Annotated in this window: 18 protein-coding genes; 8 read left to right on the top strand and 10 right to left on the bottom strand. The window is 40.7% G+C overall.

Translation table 11 applies throughout. The features are described from left to right. The first annotated feature begins 28 nt into the window (after positions 1 to 28). Positions 29 to 931 carry a lipid A-modifier LpxR family protein gene (locus C8D94_RS04565; RefSeq protein ID WP_147278494.1) on the top strand — a complete coding sequence of 301 codons (903 nt, stop codon included), beginning with the start codon at positions 29 to 31 and terminating at the stop codon, positions 929 to 931. Here C8D94_RS04565 and C8D94_RS04560 read toward each other — a convergent pair. After that, a complete protein-coding gene (locus tag C8D94_RS04560; protein ID WP_115122690.1) occupies positions 928 to 2,175 on the bottom strand; it encodes a M28 family peptidase in 1,248 nt (415 codons plus the stop codon). The genes C8D94_RS04565 and C8D94_RS04560 overlap by 4 nt on opposite strands. An 82-nt stretch (positions 2,176 to 2,257) precedes the next feature. On the opposite strand from C8D94_RS04560, the gene C8D94_RS04555 reads away from it, so the two are divergent. Further along, on the top strand, positions 2,258 to 3,403 hold the full coding sequence (locus C8D94_RS04555; protein WP_115122689.1) for a TolB family protein: 1,146 nt from the start codon (positions 2,258 to 2,260) through the stop codon (positions 3,401 to 3,403). Between the two features lie 55 nt (positions 3,404 to 3,458). Further along, positions 3,459 to 4,916, top strand: coding sequence for a glycosyltransferase 87 family protein (locus tag C8D94_RS04550; RefSeq protein ID WP_317047696.1), 1,458 nt, complete (start codon positions 3,459 to 3,461; stop codon positions 4,914 to 4,916). Here the strand turns inward: C8D94_RS04550 and C8D94_RS04545 are convergent. The 6 genes from C8D94_RS04545 to C8D94_RS04520 all read right to left on the bottom strand — a co-directional run bounded on the left by C8D94_RS04545 (position 4,913) and on the right by C8D94_RS04520 (position 12,063). Then, positions 4,913 to 5,689 (bottom strand): RMD1 family protein, encoded by a 777-nt coding sequence (locus C8D94_RS04545; RefSeq protein ID WP_115122687.1) that lies wholly within the window; start codon positions 5,687 to 5,689, stop codon positions 4,913 to 4,915. The genes C8D94_RS04550 and C8D94_RS04545 overlap by 4 nt on opposite strands. A 125-nt stretch (positions 5,690 to 5,814) precedes the next feature. After that, positions 5,815 to 7,350 (bottom strand): bifunctional GNAT family N-acetyltransferase/carbon-nitrogen hydrolase family protein, encoded by a 1,536-nt coding sequence (locus C8D94_RS04540; protein ID WP_115122686.1) that lies wholly within the window; start codon positions 7,348 to 7,350, stop codon positions 5,815 to 5,817. 12 nt (positions 7,351 to 7,362) lie between these two features. Then, positions 7,363 to 8,337 carry a deoxyhypusine synthase family protein gene (locus tag C8D94_RS04535; protein ID WP_115122685.1) on the bottom strand — a complete coding sequence of 325 codons (975 nt, stop codon included), beginning with the start codon at positions 8,335 to 8,337 and terminating at the stop codon, positions 7,363 to 7,365. Next, positions 8,327 to 9,262, bottom strand: coding sequence for an agmatinase (gene speB, locus C8D94_RS04530; RefSeq protein WP_115122684.1), 936 nt, complete (start codon positions 9,260 to 9,262; stop codon positions 8,327 to 8,329). The genes C8D94_RS04535 and speB overlap by 11 nt, the downstream gene beginning before the upstream one ends. 92 nt (positions 9,263 to 9,354) lie before the next feature. Beyond that, complete coding sequence (locus C8D94_RS04525) at positions 9,355 to 10,803, bottom strand: arginine decarboxylase (RefSeq protein ID WP_115122683.1); 1,449 nt, start codon at positions 10,801 to 10,803, stop codon at positions 9,355 to 9,357. A 423-nt stretch (positions 10,804 to 11,226) separates the two neighbouring features. Then, complete coding sequence (locus C8D94_RS04520; protein ID WP_115122682.1) at positions 11,227 to 12,063, bottom strand: pseudouridine synthase; 837 nt, start codon at positions 12,061 to 12,063, stop codon at positions 11,227 to 11,229. A gap of 202 nt (positions 12,064 to 12,265) precedes the next feature. Between C8D94_RS04520 and C8D94_RS04515 the strand changes: the two genes are divergently transcribed. From C8D94_RS04515 to C8D94_RS04500, 4 genes are all read left to right on the top strand, one after another. Beyond that, positions 12,266 to 12,679 (top strand): carboxypeptidase-like regulatory domain-containing protein, encoded by a 414-nt coding sequence (locus C8D94_RS04515; protein WP_115122681.1) that lies wholly within the window; start codon positions 12,266 to 12,268, stop codon positions 12,677 to 12,679. 12 nt (positions 12,680 to 12,691) lie between these two features. After that, the gene (locus C8D94_RS04510; protein ID WP_115122680.1) at positions 12,692 to 13,369 is read left to right on the top strand and encodes a transglutaminase domain-containing protein; all 678 of its coding nucleotides are present in this window, start codon (positions 12,692 to 12,694) and stop codon (positions 13,367 to 13,369) included. Between the two features lie 173 nt (positions 13,370 to 13,542). Further along, positions 13,543 to 14,346: an RluA family pseudouridine synthase gene (locus tag C8D94_RS04505; protein ID WP_245946181.1), complete on the top strand. Its 804-nt coding sequence runs from the start codon at positions 13,543 to 13,545 to the stop codon at positions 14,344 to 14,346. Positions 14,347 to 14,394: 48 nt separating this feature from the next. Then, on the top strand, positions 14,395 to 14,796 hold the full coding sequence (locus tag C8D94_RS04500; protein ID WP_115122678.1) for a hypothetical protein: 402 nt from the start codon (positions 14,395 to 14,397) through the stop codon (positions 14,794 to 14,796). Positions 14,797 to 14,825: 29 nt separating this feature from the next. Here C8D94_RS04500 and C8D94_RS04495 read toward each other — a convergent pair whose 3' ends face one another. Together C8D94_RS04495 and C8D94_RS04490 are read right to left on the bottom strand one after the other, a co-directional pair. Continuing rightward, on the bottom strand, positions 14,826 to 15,731 hold the full coding sequence (locus C8D94_RS04495) for a geranylgeranylglycerol-phosphate geranylgeranyltransferase (protein WP_115122677.1): 906 nt from the start codon (positions 15,729 to 15,731) through the stop codon (positions 14,826 to 14,828). Between the two features lie 13 nt (positions 15,732 to 15,744). After that, positions 15,745 to 16,683 (bottom strand): mevalonate kinase family protein, encoded by a 939-nt coding sequence (locus tag C8D94_RS04490; RefSeq protein ID WP_115122676.1) that lies wholly within the window; start codon positions 16,681 to 16,683, stop codon positions 15,745 to 15,747. A gap of 160 nt (positions 16,684 to 16,843) precedes the next feature. Between C8D94_RS04490 and C8D94_RS04485 the strand changes: the two genes are divergently transcribed. Further along, positions 16,844 to 18,184, top strand: a complete 1,341-nt coding sequence (locus C8D94_RS04485; protein WP_115122675.1) for a T9SS type A sorting domain-containing protein — start codon at positions 16,844 to 16,846, stop codon at positions 18,182 to 18,184. Here the strand turns inward: C8D94_RS04485 and C8D94_RS04480 are convergent. After that, positions 18,178 to 19,332 carry a diphosphomevalonate/mevalonate 3,5-bisphosphate decarboxylase family protein gene (locus C8D94_RS04480; protein WP_115122674.1) on the bottom strand — a complete coding sequence of 385 codons (1,155 nt, stop codon included), beginning with the start codon at positions 19,330 to 19,332 and terminating at the stop codon, positions 18,178 to 18,180. The two genes, C8D94_RS04485 and C8D94_RS04480, sit on opposite strands and share 7 nt — an antisense overlap. Between the last annotated feature and the right edge of the window lie 95 nt (positions 19,333 to 19,427).

Below are 19,427 nucleotides of genomic sequence, written 5' to 3'. Positions count from 1 at the left end.
TTACAAACTTGCAAAAATCGTATTTTGTGTGTTGTTCTTTTTCTCTACGCTTTCATCTATAGCGCAACGCTGGGGAGGAAACCGCTATGTAGAACAGCACATAGAATTAATGCATGATAACGATTTCCTCCACTTTACAGACCGCTGGTACACCACGGGCAGTTTTATAGGATACCGAAAGCTACTGCACGAAATAGACAAAGTTCACGATAACAAGAGTCAGTTCATTATACAGTTGGAGCAAACATTTTATACGCCTTCCAACATACTTTCTGAAAGGATTGAAGACTACGATAGGCCTTATGCTGGTTTCTTGGGTTTTAACACAGGGATATCACTTACCAACGAAAAACGTATTATGGAGTTTATCCTTACCATAGGCGTTACCGGTGAAATATCGGGCTCGCAGGGATTGCAGAGCTGGTTCCACAGTACCAACGAGTCGCAAACAGCGACCTGGACCGGACAGATTGAGAACAATACCCATGCCAACCTCTACGGCAGTTACTTAAAAGAATGGCTACTCTTGGAAAACAATTTGAATGTTTTTTTGGCCACGAGGCCTAAGATTGCCTTGGGCACAAAAGATTATTACCTCGAAAACAAAGCTACCCTTTACATAGGAAACCGAAGAGACATGGAAACCACCATGGCCTATCGGCAGTTGGGTGATCTGGAGAACGAACTATTCTTTGCACTAACTGGATCTTACAGGTTTGTAATCCATGATGCCATGCTCCAAGGTTCCATAATATCCGACAATAGCGAGTTTACGCTGGAGCCTATAGATTCGGTTATTTTTTATGGGGCCGAAGCTTATTGGAGAAATAATGTTCTGGACGTAAAGGTAGCCTACCAATTCTCCACAAGACGAGCCGAGAGCACTGGAACGCACGGCTTTACTACGCTTTCGCTCACCCGGAATTTTTAAAAGGTCACCTCAACCTTTTGTTGGGCATCGTTGCGCATAATGGTTACTTGGGTGGTTTGGCCTTCTTCAAATGTAGAAAGGGCTTTCATATAACTCATCATATCGGTTACTTCAAATTCACCTAATTTCACAACTACATCGCCTTTTTGCAGGCCAGCTTTTTGGGCGGGCTTATCCTCGCTCACCCCATCTATGCGCATTCCCTTTCCTGTAAAGAGATAGTCCGGCACTACGCCCAAACCAACTTTAAACCGTGGCACTTCTTCGCTCTCGTTCTTGGTTTTTCTAAAGGCTAATTTTCCATCATCATCAAGGTCGGTAATAATAGCAACAATATAGTCCGATATTTTTTGCATTCCCTCGTAGTTCAACTTTTCGGCATCATCACCCGGTTTGTGGTAATCCTCGTGCTGTCCCGTAAAAAAATGTAGCACAGGAATATCAGCCAGATAAAAACTGGTATGGTCGCTAGGACCAATCCCGCTATTGTGTTCGGCGATGTTCAAATTAAAGTCGTTGTTTGCAAAGAGTGCTTGTTTAAAGATAGGTGAGGTTCCCACCCCGTGCACTGCAATGGTGTTTTCTTCGTTCAACCGTCCTACCATGTCCATGTTTATCATATAGCTGATGCTTTCAACAGGAACGGTAGGGTTTTTTACAAAATAATTACTCCCCAACAGCCCCATTTCCTCCCCGGAGAAAGCAATAAAAAGATAATTATTTTCCCTAGTTTCGGTTTTTGGCGCGTTGTTCAATCTTTCGGCTAAATTCAACATTACCGCTACACCGCTGGCATTATCATCGGCTCCATTATGGATGGCTGCTTTTTCCTCACGGTATAGGGAACCTTCACCGCCCATTCCCAAATGGTCGTAGTGGGCGCCGATAACTACGGTGTTTTTGGCACCGTTGTCCAAGAAGGCTACCACATTGGTTCCCGTAAGGGTGCTGTCCGTTTTTAGTCCTGTGTATTCAGCTTTTTCGTGGGGATTGGTACTGGGTTTAAATGTAAAAGTTTGGGTGTAGTTATTTAAGTAGCCCCTAGGTTCAAGTGCCAACTGCTTAAAACGATCTTCAATATATTTTGCCGCTTGCAGTTCACCTTCAGTTCCGGTCTGTCTGCCATTAAAGGTATCGTCTGCCAGGGCAAACACATCTTCTTTCATAGTGACAGGTTGCTTTTCAACTTCTTTTTTACAAGAAACAACACTTAAAACCATACACAGTAAACAAATTAAACGCATATCCTTATTTTTGCACAAAAATACAACCTAAATACATCCCAGAAAAAACAAATCCCAAAATCCAAACGGAAACCTAGTTGATATGAAACATACACTTTTTCTATTTTCATTGCTTACATTACTTTCTTGTAAAAATACGGGAGACAAAAAAACCGAAGAAACCACACAGGCCCCAGATACTGAAACTTCTGAAGGTACTTCAGAAAAAATAGTGATGGAATGGGACAACGACAGTTTGATCTATCCCGAAGAAAAACATTTTAAGAATATTCGCCAAGTTACCTTTGGCGGCGATAATGCTGAAGCCTACTGGAGCTATGACGATACTATGCTCGTCTTCCAATCCAATAACAGCGATTGGCGTGTGGAATGCGACCAAATGTTCTTGATGTATGCTTCAGAAACCTTCAAGGGCAGAAAAGTTCCTCCTATGATATCAACAGGAAAAGGACGAACCACCTGTGCCTATTTCCTGCCGGACAATGAACATTTTGTGTATGGAAGCACCCATTTGGTAGATGAAAAATGCCCAGAGGTTCCCCTTCGGAAAAATGGAAAGTATGTATGGCCGGTGTACGATAGCTTCGATATTTTTGTAAGTGACCTACAAGGAAACATTACAGACCAGCTCACTAACGAACCGGGCTATGACGCCGAAGCAACCGTATCTCCCCAAGGCGACAAAATTGTTTTCACCTCTATGCGCAGTGGCGATTTGGAACTGTATACGATGAATATAGATGGTACCGATGTAAAGCAAATAACAGACGAGTTAGGGTACGACGGCGGTGCCTTCTTCTCTCCCGACGGTACAAAGTTGATTTTTAGAGCTTCCCGTCCAAAAACCGCTGCTGAAGTGAAAGAATACAAAGACCTCCTCGCACAAGGACTCGTGCAACCCACCGAAATGGAATTGTTCATTTGCAATGCGGACGGAAGCGATTTAAAACAGATCACAAATCTGGGCAATGCCAATTGGAGCCCCTTTTTTACTCCTGATGGTAAAAAGGTATTGTTCAGCAGTAACTTTGAAGCTGAAAGAGGATTTCCTTTTAACCTATATTTGATAGATATTGACGGAAAGAACCTAGAGCGAGTGACCCATAGCGAAACTTTTGATGCTTTTCCCGTCTTTAGCAATAATGGAAAGTATCTTGCTTTTTCCAGCAACCGGAATAATGGTGGCGGAAGGGATACCAATTTGTTTATTGCAGAATGGCAGGACTGAACATTTTAAATGTAAAAGTTTCTAAAACTACTAATGAGTATTAAAATTAGCGGCTTTGGCCAACATTTTTCAAACTTTAAAGCTTTACAAGTTCCCAATTTTAATGGTATTGGCTTGTTGCGGATTGTACTGGGCTTTTGCGTACGATCTGGCAAGGACCGATTTTATTAAACTCATAACACTGTATGCTGCTTTATTTTTTCTTAGTTGGCAACTCATAAAACAATTAGGATGGAATTTTTGGGTATTGGCGGGGATTGGCGTATTGTTCCGGTTGTTGTTCTTACCAGCCATCCCTAATCTTTCGCAGGATTTCTATCGGTTTTTGTGGGATGGACGGTTGTTGGTACAGGGGGTGAATCCGTATGTAATTACACCGCAGTTATTTTTTACGGACCTCTCGACTGCGCTCGAGGTGACACAGGGAAAACAAGTAGCACAGGCCACGGAACTATTTGAGGGAATGGGGGCTCTTAATGCCAGCCACTACAGCAACTATCCGCCAATCAATCAACTGTGTTTTGCCATTGCCGCATTGTTTGCTGGGAAAAGCATTTTGGGTTCTGCAATGGTGCTACGGGTACTGATTATTTTGGCCGATGTAGGCATCCTTTACTTCGGAAAAAAACTATTGGAAGGTCTTAAACTCCCTCTCAAGAATATCTTTTGGTACTTTCTTAACCCATTCATTATTATCGAACTTACGGGCAACCTACATTTTGAAGGGGTTATGCTCTTTTTTATGGTGTGGTCGCTCTATTTATTGCACAAGCGAAAATGGTTTTGGGCAGCGGTGTTATTGGGTATTTCAATTTCGGTGAAGTTGTTGCCCTTTTTGTTTTTACCATTGTTTTTTAAATGGTTCTTTAAAAAAAAGGGTTCAACTGCACCTACCACTGCGGTAGAAAGGCTTAACCCTACGAGGTTAATCTTGTTTTACAGTGTAGTATTGGGTACGGTTATCGTGACATTTCTCCCTTTTATTTCTTCAGAATTTATTACGAATTTTTCTGCGACCATTGGTCTATGGTTCCAAAATTTCGAGTTCAATGCCAGCGTGTACTATATCATTCGTTGGGTTGGTTTCCAGACCGTAGGGTGGAATATTATTGGGACGGTAGGTAAGATATTGCCCATTGTGGTTATCCTTGCGCTATTGGCACTCACGTTTTTCAGACCTCTCGACTCCGTTCGAGACACTAAAGAAATTAGAACAAAACATCTTCTATCAGGAATGCTCTTTGCCGTATCTGTATATTTTCTGTTTTCCACCACTGTACACCCTTGGTATGTGGCCACGCCTTTGATGCTCTCGGTATTTACCCGTTACAAATTTCCCATTGTGTGGAGTGCCGTGGTGTTTTTGAGTTATTCGGCGTATGGGGCCAATGGATTTGATGAAAATCTATGGTTGGTTGCGGTGGAATATATCATCGTGATTGCTTTTGCGATTACGGAGATAGTCTCACACACTACAAACAGAAAAGGTAATTTCAGGATCGTGGAGGGTTAGAATACTTTCGTCACAAACAAATCTATCACCTCTATCACGATTAAAATAATAATGATCCACTCCAGCGTACTGCTTTCCTTATGGTTCCAGATATCCTTGAAGAGCTCCAGGTTTTCTTTAATGATGGAAATCCTATCTTGAATATTTCGGTATCTATTCTTTAGGTCGAAGGTTTGCTTTAGGTCGTTATCCAGTTTTGTGAGTTGCTCGTCTTCCCAAGCTACCTCAGGCGCATCAAAAATATAAAGGTTTTCGTAGATACCATTTTTGATATTTAATGTTCTACCTATAAATTTTTTTAGCTTTCTGCTAGAGATTTTCAACTTCCCTTTTTGTTCCAAGGATTGGGTGTGTTTGCTGGCCGAAACCAATAATTCCTCAGTAATTTCTTCGTAACGGTCCAGTGCTACAGACTGGGAGGTGTGCAACATAATGAGCCGCAGCATCTCCTCATCAATTTCGGGGATGGTCACTTTGTCGAAAAATACTTTTAAGGTTGACGCATCTACCGAAACATCTATAGTTTCTGACAGGTGTTCACTCACTGTACCCTTGGCAAACGGCACCAATTGCGCTTCTATTTCTTTCATCTGCTTTTCAGCTATATTGAAATAGCACACAATACCAAACTGAAATATATACACAAATTTTGTATCACTCAGTTTGTAAAATAGTTCGTCACTATCGGCAAAAATCAAATTACCCTTAAAAACTTTTCGGAAAGCCCGGGTGTTTATCTGTTGGGCAATCTGGTGGGATTGTACGTTGTACATTTTTTGAGTTCTTTTTCAGTAAAAAAGAATAAATTTCAATTTGAAATGTAAGGTGTTGAATTTATTTTGAAGGATCGATCATCGCGCTATCATTGGATTTCAGTATTACCAAGTAAGTTCTTTTGCTACTTTCTCTTTACCCGCTCCAACTTGTAAAAATCCTTTCGGCGGTCTTTCAGGTTTTTTACGGCTCCAAAAGAGTGGAGCTCCCGCAACAAGTCTATATCTACATCTGCTACCAAGATCATTTCGGTGTTTGGGGTGGCTTCGGCTTTAATTCCGTTACTGGGAAACGAAAAATCGCAAGGTGTAAATACTGCAGATTGCGCATACTGAATATCCATATTATGCACGTTGGGTAAATTACCCACACTACCCGAAATGGCCACATAGCATTCGTTCTCAATCGCTCTAGCTTGGGCACAAAGGCGCACACGGGAATAACCGTTTTGTGTATCGGTTAAAAAAGGCACAAACAGTATATCCATCCCTTCGTCTGCCAACAACCGGGACAATTCTGGGAATTCGCTATCGTAACAAATCAAGACACCTATTTTCCCACTATCGGTTTCAAACGTCTGTAACTTATTACCGTTTTGCATTCCCCAGACCTTTGCTTCGTCTGGGGTAACGTGAAGTTTTTCGTAACGTTCTACACTTCCGTCCCTACGGCACAGATACCCAACATTGTAGAGCTTGTTCCTGACAATCTCCGGCATACTCCCCGAGATGATGTTGATATTGTAGGTGATGGAAAGTTCTGACAATTTATCCACCACAGGCTTGGTATATTTGGCCAATTCCCGGATGGCATCTGCTTCACCCAGATCATTATATTTTGCCATGAGTGGCGCATTGAAAAACTCTGGAAACACAGCAAAATCGCTTCTATAGCCAGCAACGCTATCCACAAAATATTCTACCTGGTGCATCAAATTGTCAAACGAAGCATACGGGCGCATTTGCCATTGTATCAAGCCCAGGCGTACTACACTTTTTACGGTGCTGGGTTTTTTATTGGGTTTAGTATAATAAATATTGTCCCACTCCATCAATACAGCAAATTCGCCAGAAGCTTTGTCGCCTTCCAGATAGCCCTTGAGCACACGTACTGGGTGAAAATCGTTCGAAATCTGGAAATTTAGGACTGGGTCCTCAATTTCTTTTCGTTTTACTTTTTCGATGTATTGTTTGGGAGAAAATTTATGGGCGTGCAAATGGTAATTGGGCATCCTCCCTCCAAAAACAATGCTTTTCAAATTTAGGTTTTCGCACAACTCTTTTCGGTAATCGTACAACCTGCGCCCCAAACGAAGGCCACGATACTTTGGGCGAATAAACACATCTATCCCATATAACACATCGCCCTCTGGGTCGTGGATGGAAAATGTTGGGTCGCTAGCAATATCATCGTACGTATGCTGGTTATCAATTTTATCATAGTCTACCACCACAGAAAGCGCACATCCGGCAATTTCGCCATCTACTTTAATAACTACTTGACCTTCTGGGAAAATTTCGATAAGACGGCCTATTTCGTCCAGTTTCCAATACGAGTTTGGCAAACCACCGTAGGATTGAATAGTCGCTTTTTTCAACGCATCGTAATCTTTCAGCGTTAAGAATTTAAGTTCAATATTTTCAATTTTAGAAAGGTCCATGGTTGGTTGGAATTACATGCCCAGCAAGTAGGCAAAAATTAGTGGCGCCACAATGGTCGCGTCACTTTCAATAATAAACTTTGGTGTATCAATGTCCAATTTTCCCCACGTAATCTTTTCGTTGGGAACGGCTCCAGAGTAGCTTCCGTAGCTTGTGGTACTGTCACTTATTTGACAAAAATAACTCCAAAAAGGTGTATCTGTACGTTCCATATCCTGATAGAGCATTGGCACCACACAGATTGGGAAGTCCCCTGCAATTCCGCCACCAATCTGGAAGAAACCTATTCCCTTTCCGCTATTTTCTGTATACCAATCTGCAAGGAAGGTCATATACTCAATGCCACTTTTCATTGTGGAAGCTTTCAGCTCGCCTTTTAGGACGTAGCTCGCAAAAATATTCCCCATGGTGCTGTCTTCCCAACCTGGGCAGACAATAGGCAAGTTTTTTTCGGCTGCAGCGTACATCCACGAGTCTTTCAAATCTATCTCGTAATACTCTTCGAGTACACCGCTCAATAATAATTTGTACATATATTCATGCGGCAAATACCGTTCTCCACTGGCTTCTGCATCTTTCCAAATTTTCACGATGTGTTCCTGGATTCTTCTAAATGCTTCTTCTTCTGGGATGCAGGTATCTGTAACACGGTTTAGGCCTTTTTCCAGTAAATCCCACTCTTCTTTTGGCGTTAGGTCGCGGTAATTGGGCACACGTTTGTAATGACTATGGGCAACCAAGTTCATAATATCTTCTTCTAAGTTGGCGCCCGTACACGAGATAATATGCACTTTGTCCTGGCGAATCATTTCGGCAAAGATTTTCCCCAACTCTGCAGTACTCATAGCACCGGCGAGCGATACCAGCATCTTGGCACCGTTGTTCAATTGGTCTTCGTAGCCTTTTGCGGCATCTACCAATGCGGCAGCGTTAAAGTGTAAATAATATTTTTCTATAAATTGGGTAATCGCTCCTTTATTGGTCATTGTTGTTGTCTTTAAATTTTGAAATTGAATTTTCTTTTTCTGAAAAGTTACTCTCAAACTCCTCATCGGTATCCTCGCCCGCAAACTTGTAGCTCAACATTTTATAGTACAGCTTTGCTGCAAGAAAATCTGATGATTTATCTTCTTCCCGTGGCATTAATTCTACAATGTCAAAGCCTACTACATTTTTCTCTTCAAATACCTGCTTTAGGAAGTCCAAGGTTTCGTACCACAGCAAGCCTCCCGGTTCGGGTGTCCCTGTTGAAGGCATTATGGAAGGGTCCAGCGCATCGAGGTCGAATGTTATAAACACATTATCGCCCAAGGCTTCCAGCACATTGTCCATCCAGTATTCGTCTGTTGCCATATCATGGGCAAACCATGTTCTATCCTTGTCCATCACGGTAGTTTCGGCCACGTCCATACTTCTAATCCCAACTTGGACTAGGTTGACAGTTTGGCTTGCTTCGTACACCGCACAGGCGTGATTGCAAGTGGTTCCTTCGTACTCTTTGCGTAGATCTGCATGGGCATCGATATGCAATACGGTTAAATCGTCAAAGCATTCATTGAAGGCACGTATGGTACCAATTGAAATACTGTGCTCACCCCCAAATACCGTCACAAATTTATTCCGAAGGATCAACTCCTTCGTTTTTTTATGGACTGAAGCCACCATAGCCTCTGGCGAACTGTTCTCGGTAATGGCATCGGTGAGGTGGATACCCTGTTTGTAGACTTCGGTCTGTGTTTCAATATCGTACAGTTCCATATTTTCTGAAGCATGTAAAAATGCCTCTGGACCCTTGTCTGCCCCTTTTTGGAACGTACTCGTACCATCGTAGGGCACGGGTATCAACACTATTTTTGAAGTTTCCAATGCGGCATACTCCTTTGGGATGCCTGCGTATGTTCTTGAATTCATTTTATTTAAAATTAGCCTTGAATTATTTTTTATCTTGAAAAAGGTCTCGACTGCGCTCAACCAGACATTCTGAAATCCTAAAAACCCGAATATTATTTTTCTACAAGTTGTTTACGTTTAGATTTTGTTTTATCCCCAATAGAGGCATCTCCGTAGCCTAATATCCCTAAAAGCTGCTCGCTGGTTTGTTGTGGTGAAAATAGTTTGTGGGTTATGTTGCCGTCTTCATCTTTATCTATTAAAATGTGTTTTGGGCTTGGGATCAAACAATGTTGCAGCCCTCCAAAACCTCCTATGGTTTCTTGATAGGCTCCTGTGTTAAAAAACCCGATGTACAACGGCTTATCCTTTTTAAATTTTGGCAAGTAGATGGCATTCATATGCTGCTCGCTATTGTAATAATCGTCACTGTCGCAGGTCAGTCCTCCCAACAAGACACGCTCATACTCGTCGTTCCAGCGGTTAATGGCCATCATGATAAAGCGCTTGTTAATGGCCCAGGTATCTGGTAACGTAGTAATGAATGATGAATTTATCATATTCCATTTTTCACGGTCGTTCTGCTGTTTTTGGTACAATACCTCGTAAATGGCACCACCGCTTTCACCTACGGTAAAGCTTCCAAACTCCGTAAAGATATTGGGCACGGGCACGTCGGCTTCCTCGCAAGTACTATTAATTTGATTTATGATTTCATCAATCATGTACTGGTAATCGTATTCAAAAGCGAGCGAATTTTTAATGGGGAATCCACCGCCAATGTTAAGGCTGTCAAGGCTTGGACATATCTTTTTCAGCTTTGTATATACCTTTAAGCATTTTACCAGCTCGTTCCAGTAATAGGCGTTGTCCCGAATACCCGTGTTTATGAAAAAGTGAAGCATTTTAAGCTCAACCTTATCGTTGTTTTTTATTTGTTCTTCGTAAAAGGGTACAATATTTTTATACCCAATCCCAAGCCTTGAGGTATAAAACTCAAATTTTGGTTCTTCTTCGGAAGCAATGCGGATCCCTACTTTAAAATCGCCACTAATATTTTCTGAAAGCAACGAGAGTTCTTCATAGTTATCGATCACCGGAATACAGTTTTCGTGACCGTTGTTGATGAGTCTCGAGATGTTCTGAATATATTGGTCGCGCTTAAAACCGTTGCAGATCACAAACGTTTGATTGTTTATTTTTCCTTCGGCTTTTAAATTCTCAACAATATCAATATCGAAGGCCGAAGAGGTTTCAATATGGATATCGTTTTGCAACGCTTCGTGCAGCACATGCTTAAAATGGGAGCTTTTGGTGCAATAGCAGTACCTGTACGAGCCATTGTAATTATGCTTTTCAATAGCATTATTGAACCATTTTTTGGCGCGTTGGATGTTTTCTGAAATCTTCGGCAAATAGGTAAACTTTAAGGGAGCACCATATTCCAAAATCAAATCCATTAAATTAATGTCATGAAAATGAAGGCTTTCCTCTTCTAGTTTGAATTCTGGCTGTGGGAAATGATAGGTTTGATCTATAAGATCAAAATATTTAGTGTTCATCTTTTGTTTTTTGGGTATATAAATGTAGCGAATAGCGATAGTGTATCCACAGGTATCGTGTGGAATAACAATAAATTAACGTGCTAAATCAAACAAGTATAGGATTGAGCCAATAAGCCAAACGGCTAGCGATGCCTTTGGTCTTGATAACTGGGCCTTCCAGGGTGTGAGTAACGGAAGCTAGCTTTAAATCTCGGTCTTCCGCCTTGCGGAATGCTTTTGAATATGACTTCCTGATTTTCAAAAGCCCGAACATAGAAACTGGGTTCAAGTTGTTCAGCTAAAAACAGGGCAAATGTAATTTATTTTACGATATGGCAACTATTTTTTTGAAAATTTTATATGCCGCAGAACCACCTATAAATACAGATATTAGCAAATATTTGCAATGTAATTTTTCAGTTCAGGAGATTTTTTGGGACACTAAAGCATTGAGAACAGCTCTACTTCTCTCTTGGTTAAAATTTTCCAGCGGCCTCTTGGCAAGTCTTTTTTGGTAAGGTGTGCAATGGTCACACAATCTACTTTTACTACATTGTATCCCAAATGGTCAAATATAGTGCGTATTATGCTGTTGCCCATGTTCTTTATCTTAAGGCCAATCTCTTTCTTGGGTGAGTTTTCAACATAACTGATTTCTTCAACAAAAATCTTTTCGCCATTCACCAATAGGCCTTCTTTTATCTTTTCCAGATCGCTTGCCTTAAGGTTTTTGTCCAACTCGATATGGAACAAACGTTCCATACCCTTGCTGTGCAATTTTTTTACGAGTTTATCGTCGTTGGTAAACAATATCAACCCTGTGGCATTTCTACCCAGCCGTCCCACTGGTTTTACACTTGCCGTTGTAGCGTTGCTAATCAAGTCCATTACCGTTAAGCCTTTGCTCTCGCTTGTGGTTGTGGCAACAGATTTTGGTTTGTTCAAAAGTATATAGGTGTCTGGCTCGGGATTTATGCGTCGTCCATCGAAGCGGACATCGTCAGAGAGCTGCACTTTGTAACCCATCTCGTTCACGATTTTCCCGTTTACTGAAACCAAGCCCGTAGCGATAAAGGTATCGGCCTCGCGGCGGGAACACACCCCACTATTGGCAATATATTTATTGAGACGGATTCCGTCTGGGTTTTTTGCGTGGTTGGATTTTTTCGTATCCTTTGCTTTTGAGGCTTTCTTTGGGGTATTCTTGAATTTTTTGGAATATCCCTTCCCCTCTCTTTTTGAAGGATTTGTGTTTTTTTTTCCTGCGTCTCGTGCCATTCTTATAATTTTTTGCAAAGATACGTTATAAAGTATGAGTTGGAACTTACGAAATACAAAGGTTGTCTTAAAATTTATTGAACTAATAAAGCAACCTAACCAAAAAATCTCTTTGGCTCAATGATTAGCCCTGTTGGCTCATTCGCTATTTTAAGCCTAATTCTAGTTTTCTAGGTTTGAGTGAACTTTAAAACAAAATAGTATGAGAACACAAACTTTTACATTACAGAACCTTTTAAGAAAAAGCCTTTTATTTTTCGGCATCATGTTGCTATGCTCTTTTATGGCACCTTCCCTACAGGCACAAGAATCTTCTGAAGGAAGAACCGTTACAGGAGTGGTCACAAGCTTGGACGGACCATTAATGGGAGCCAGCATAGTGCTAGAGGGAACCAGTATAGGTATTGTTTCCAATGAGGATGGAACTTTCACCTTTCCCAAGAAACTAAAAGAGAACGATGTTTTGGTAGTAAGTTACCTTGGTTACAAGAACCAGCAGGTTACCATAGGGAACAGTACCACCTTTATTAAGCCATTTTTAGAGGACATACCCGTAATACTTCGTGGTGCATTGAGAACAGGAGACACCGCGGCAACAAGTATGGATGTGAATTAAACCTGCGGGTATATGCTTAAAAAAACACTTCTACTACTCTTCACCTTTTCCATTGGGTTACAAGCCCAGCAAAGTGATTTCAATACTATTGGTTTTACGAAAGCCGATAGTATTGCAGCCCAATATAAAGGTGAAGATTTATACAATTTACCTATCCTGGCGCTCAAACTTACCAGTTCCCTGGAGACAGAGGTGGAAAAGTTCAGGTCTATTTATTTTTGGGTATGTCACAATATAAAAGGAGATCCTACTTTAATGCATAATAACGAATTTGAACACCAGCGTTTAAAGGGAAATCCTTCGGCAATTCAAAGGTGGCAAAAGGGCTATAAAAGAAAGATTTTTAAAATTTTACGAGAAGAAAAGGTGACGCTATGTACTGGGTACGCCTATTTATTACAAGAACTTTCCAATTTAGCTGGACTAGAATGTGTAATAGTACAAGGATATGGGAAGACAAAAAAAATAGCGCTGGACGAAATGGAAATTCCCAACCATTCTTGGAACGCTGTACAACTGGACGGAACATGGTACCTCTGCGACCCAACTTGGTCCAGTGGTATTCTAGATATTGAAAAAAATAGGTTTCAGCATAAATTTGACGAACAATTTTTCCTTACTGAACCTACTCAGTTCGCCAAGGACCATAGGCCCGTGGACAACAAATGGAGCCTATTGCCCGAAAACTGAAGATGTGGATATGGAGAGCCAAACTCAATTTAGTTGAAGATATAGCAAAATAGATTGTACTTTGTGGGCAATTCACAATGATTCATTTTTAAAAATAGCTGGTCATTAGTATATCTTCACATACGGTATCCCCACAACCAGAGCCTATCCGCTTACAAGAATATGGTGTAGGATTGTTTGACGCCTGTGCTACAAAGTCTGCCCTCAAAAAAGCTCTAAAAAAGCAACTCATTACCGTAAACGGAAAAATTGCCACCACCGCTACCCTACTCAAAGGAGGCGAACACATTGAATTGCTTGAGCCTGAACTAACCCAACCCACTAAACAGCTTGTTTTTCCGCTAGAGGTTTTGTTAGAGGATGATTATTTGGCGGTTGTACACAAACCTGCGGGAATATTGGTAAGCGGCAACAGCTTTAAGACCATCGCAAGGGCGCTACCCCAAAATCTAAAACCCAGCGAGCATCCCAATGCTTGCACACCACAACCCGTACACAGGTTGGACTATGCAACAACCGGGCTATTACTTGTGGGTAAAACCAGCACCAGCATCAGGAAACTGAACAACCTTTTTGAAGAAAAATCCATCACCAAAATCTATTATGCTGTCACCATAGGAAAAATGTCCCAAAAAGAAACCATTACCGAATTGATAGATGGTAAAACCTCTGAAACTTATTTTGAAGTAAAAGAATCGGTGACTTCAGACCGATTTGAACTTTTGAATTTAGTGCAGCTTTTTCCAAAAACCGGCAGGAGACATCAACTACGGAAACATTTGGCCGGTATTGGAAATCCTATTCTGGGGGATAGGGACTATGGCAGTAGCGGGAAAATCTTAAAAGGGAAAGGTCTGTATCTTCACGCTTCCTCTTTGGAATTTACACATCCTTTTACCCAAGAGCCACTATATATTAGCAGTAAACTACCCAAACGATTCTTAAAGATTTTTAAAGACTTACAAATAACTATATAAGGAGTTAAAGCAACCTTTTCTAATACTTTCATCTTATAAAAAAAAGTTATGAAAAAATTCATTTTATTTTTTGCCATAAGCCTTACAATACTATCTTGTAATAGCGATGATGATGCAATATCCAATGAAACCACTGTTGTTGGATCTTGGAAGCTTATTGAAGTTTATCTAGATCCCGGTGATGGTAGCGGTGATTTTGAACCAGTAACAAGTGAAAAGATAGTAGAATTTAGAGCCAATGGCTCTGTACTTTCAAATGGTTCCATTTGCCAACCATCTCCAGCAATTGGGGAAAGTACGTCCGGAACATATTCCACCGAAGAATTAATTATCGTTTCTGAAGATTGTGTTGACACTGAGCTGGATATTCAATATAGGCTGGATGGCAACAATTTAATTTTGAATTATCCGTGCATCGAAGCGTGTTCTGAAAAATACGTGAGACTATAAATCCATTGCCCTCTCGATATATTTTTTAATTACAAAATTCTGTTCAGCAATACATCTATGTTAATGAGCACGATACTAAAAACACCTACAACTATGATAAGTTTCAGGATGTTGTGGAGTATGATATAATGCAGCTTTCTTGCTGAATTCCACAGAATAATATCAAAAATTAATAGTCCCAGTATACTCCCGTAGAAATAGAAATACATAAACCCTATCTCAAATTTAGTGAGCAACAACAGGGCTGGCACCAGGGTCAACACACTCAACAAGGTAAGCATTCTTTTGGAGGTTGTTACGCCGTACACCACGGGAATGGTACGGTAGTTTTGCGCCAGATCGCCTTTTATATTTTCAAGGTCTTTGGTAAGTTCACGCATGGCAATGAGCAAAAAGAGAAAGGTAGCGTGTACAAAGATTACCTGATTGAAATTTCCGTAATAAATAAACACTGCAAAAAACGGGACCACCGCAAGGATAGCAGCTACTAAATTGCCAACAAAGGGATATTTTTTCAATTTGTGGGAATAGAACCAAATCCCGAAAATATATATCGAAAAGAACACTACTGCCCTAAAGCTCACGTAGCTCGCAAAGATCACCGAGAGAAAATTGAGCACAAAATACCCAGAAAGCTTGGTTTGCTGGCTCACCAGTTTGTCCAGCATGGTCTTGTGGGGGCGGTTAATGAGGTCCTTTTCACTATCGTAAAAACTATTGATGATGTACCCACCGGCAATCGCTGCGGCCGAAGCCAGTACCAGCATCAACAAATTGGGATCCAACAATACATCCCGTAAGGGTAGATCTGGCGCCAAAATGTATATAGAAGTTAGGTATTGGGCTATAACAATTATCAAGATATTATAGCCGCGCACAATGGAAAACAGGCTGAAAAACTTCAGCAAAAAGTATTTCTGTTTTCGGGAGAGCATGAAAAATGGTTTTTTAGAAGTTGTAAACCACTTCCAAATTGTAGTCTTTAAGTTGTTTCCGGGCTTTGTCTATATCTTCGGTAAAGCCAAGCATATACCCGCCTCCGCCCGAACCACATAGTTTTAGGTAGTACGCATTGGTATCTATCCCCTTTTTCCAAAGGGTGTGGAATTCCTTTGGGATCATAGGCTTAAAATTGTCCAACACTACTTTGGAGAGTTGCTTTACGTTACCAAAGAGTGATTTTACATCCCCTTTTAAGAAGTCGTGCACGCAAGCATCGGTATGTTTTACAAATTGGTTCTTCAGCATATTACGGAAACCTTCCTGTTTCATATTCTCCATAAAAATCTGAACCATTGGAGCGGTTTCGCCTGTTTGACCACTATCCAACAAGAAAACAGCACCTTTTCCGTTTTCGGTCTGCGAGGGAATGTTAGCGCTTTCTATATTTTCCTTACTGTTTATGAGGATAGGTAGGCTCAAATAACTATTGAGCGGGTCTAGACCAGAGGATTTTCCATGGAAGAACGATTCCATAGCGCCAAAAATCTCTTTTAGCTGCAATAATTTATCACGCGTAAGGTTTTCTAACACTGTAATCTTGTCCTTTGCGTATTTATCGTACACTGCTGCTACTAGGGCACCACTGCTTCCAACTCCGTAACCCTGCGGAATGCTAGAATCGAAATACAAGCCTTCAGAAACATCTTTCTTTAATTTTTCAAGATCGAAAGTGACCAGTTTTGGTTGATCCTTCTGTAAGTTTTCCAGATACTCGGCAAAGCGTTTTAGCGCATCGTTACTCTTACGTGTAGCAATGGTTTTGTGCTCGTCTATTTTAAGGGCACCATTATAAAAATTGTAGGGAATAGAAAGACCCTTGGAGTCTTTAATAATACCGTACTCACCAAAGAGTAGGATTTTTGAATAGAAAAGGGGACCGCGCATAGCTTGTTTGTATAGTACTAAAGTACAATTTTTTAACTGGTTGGCGCAAAGATAATAATTTATAGCCTTTTATGTGTTTACAAAATGCTAATAAAGAAGGACAGAAGGTAATATAAAAATTTATTTTTTTAATATATTTACTTAGCCTAACCTTTTCATTATGAAAACTTTAACTCAATTTTTATTTTTTATTATTTGTCTAACCTGTTATGCTCAATCCCACACTTGGACAGGAAATGGCACTAATAATTTATGGAGTAATCCTGAAAACTGGGATGCTCTTACCGTTCCGGACGGTAGTAGTACGGTACTCATTAATGGGGCTGGAGAAATAGTACTTGCTCTTGGAGCCAATAATGGCGCCACTATTGTTATAGAACAAGGTGCAAAACTTGTAGTAGAAGGCAGTTTGACTACTCAAGAAACCACTGTAAACGCTGCAGAAATAGAAATACTTTTAGGAGCAACATACTCTAATCCTGGAGGGACCATAACCATTCAAGAAAATGCGAAGCTTGTAGTTGAAGGATTATTGGACATTCCCGGAACTAACACTGTAGTAACCGGTAGTGATTCAGAACTGACAATAGATATAGACGCTTCGGCAAATAACAATGGTGCCACTATTGTGATTGAACAGGGAGCTAAACTCGTTGTTGACGGTACTTTTAACTCCTCTAATGGTGGGAATATAAACAATAGCAGTACTGTTGAAATAGGGGTAAACGGTTTACTTTCGAACGAAGGCGGGACCATCACCATCCAAAACGGCGCTAAATTGGTAGTAGAAGGGGAGCTAACTTCTGACTCCTCTGGAACATTCGATAATTTTGGAACTATCGAAGGCAACGGAATACTGGATATCACGGGGACATTTAACAATGAAGGTGCTATTTCTCCTGGAGGCGAAGGCATAATAGGAACAATACATTTTCTAAATAATTTTTCACTAAATAATGGCATACTTGTAACCGATATTCTTAATGTTAGTGAGCACGACAGTATAGAGGTGTTAGGTACAGCGTATTTAGAAGGTGATGTAGAAGTAAGTCTTTATTTACCCGGTGGCTTTGGAGACGATTACACTATTGTAAGTGCTAGCAACCCTATCCTAACTTGTAATTTCCCTGCTGAAATCTATTACCAAATTGATCCACAAGAAACTATAATACTTGAGACAATATGTGAGGACAATGCTTTTAAGCTAGCATACGGAGGAATTATATTTCTTGATGTTGACCAATATGATCTAGAACAGAAAATAGCCGTAGCTCCAAACCCTGTAACGCAAACAAGCACCATTACTATTCCATCAACTTTTTTAGATAGTGCTACCACATTGTCATTATTTGCCACAACAGGTCAACTGGTTGTTAGAAAGTTTATCGCCTCTCCCTCCGTAAATCTGGATACAACTACCCTCTCGGATGGTGTTTACCTTTTAAGAATTGAAAATAACAATGGATTTTTAACCGAAAAAATAATTAAACAAGCTCAATAAATTTGCGCTCCTATACCACAAAAATCGTGGATATACTCACCATTTTTGCAATAACCGGCCAGTTGGTCCTCTATAAATTTTTGCACGGTTCGTTTTTCTGAAGACGGATACAGTACGTGTACATTCGCACCTGCATCCAGCGTAAAACATACTTGGCTGTTGGTTTCTTTCCTGAATTCCCATATACGGTTGATTATTTTCAGGGTATTGGGTTTCATTAAGATAAAGTAAGGTTCACTAGACATCATCATTCCGTGCAATTGCAAGGCTTCGCTCTCCACGATTTTAATAAATGCTGAAATATCACCACTTTCAAATACTGTAATGAATTTTGAAAGATTGTTGTTGGCCGTCGCAAATCGGGCTTGGGCATAAGGGTTCCCATTCATAAGATCGTGCCCTACGGAACTACTCACCTGTTTTTCGCCTTTATCTACCAACAAAATGGTGTCTTGGTAGTTGCTGAAATTTTCATGGACCTTATAAGGATATTGTATACCGAAAAGGTTGCTGCTACCTTCAATTTCTGGGTGTTCGCCCCAAACTACGAGTGGTCCCTCTATGCTACGGGAAGCACTTCCGGAACCAAGACGGGCAAGAAATGAAGCCTTGGCTTCGACTCCGGTCCTACTGAGCGCAGTCGATGTGCTCAGCTTTTGGTTATGTTTTAAATTATTTGTTGATGCCGCCTCGAGCGCAGTCGATGGGGTTCCGCACATTAACCTATTTTCCATTTCCACCAAACACATAGATAACGCCGCCATCCCGCTGGCACTGCTGGCAATTCCGCTACTGTGGGGGAACGTGTTCTTGGTTTTAATAATGAATTTGTACTCTTTCAGGAAAGGCACATATTTTTCAATACGATCAAAGAATTTTGTGATTTTGGGTTCAAACCCTTTTTCTCTTTTTCCGTCGAGATACACCTCGAAGTGAAAATTTTCAGAGGTAGAAATTTTTTCAAATTGGAGGATAGTTTCGGTCCTACATCGTGAAAGTGTAAAACTTACCGAAGCATTTTGTGGCAACTGTTCCCCATATTTCCCCCAATATTTTACCAGCGCGATATTGCTGGGAGCTTGGGTGGAAATAGTTCCACTTTCAAGGAATTTTGTGTAAGGTTTAGGAAGGAAACGGCTTTTATTCATCGATAATAATTTCAACAGCAAAGATAGCCAAATCCGAATTCTTTTATAACATCTTAATTTTAGTATATTTAACTACACTAACTAAGATTGCAGCC

Origin of the sequence: Marinirhabdus gelatinilytica, assembly GCF_003353425.1 — a bacterium.
GTDB classification, from domain to species: Bacteria; Bacteroidota; Bacteroidia; order Flavobacteriales; family Flavobacteriaceae; genus Marinirhabdus; species Marinirhabdus gelatinilytica.
This window is presented reverse-complemented; position numbering and strand designations above follow the sequence as displayed.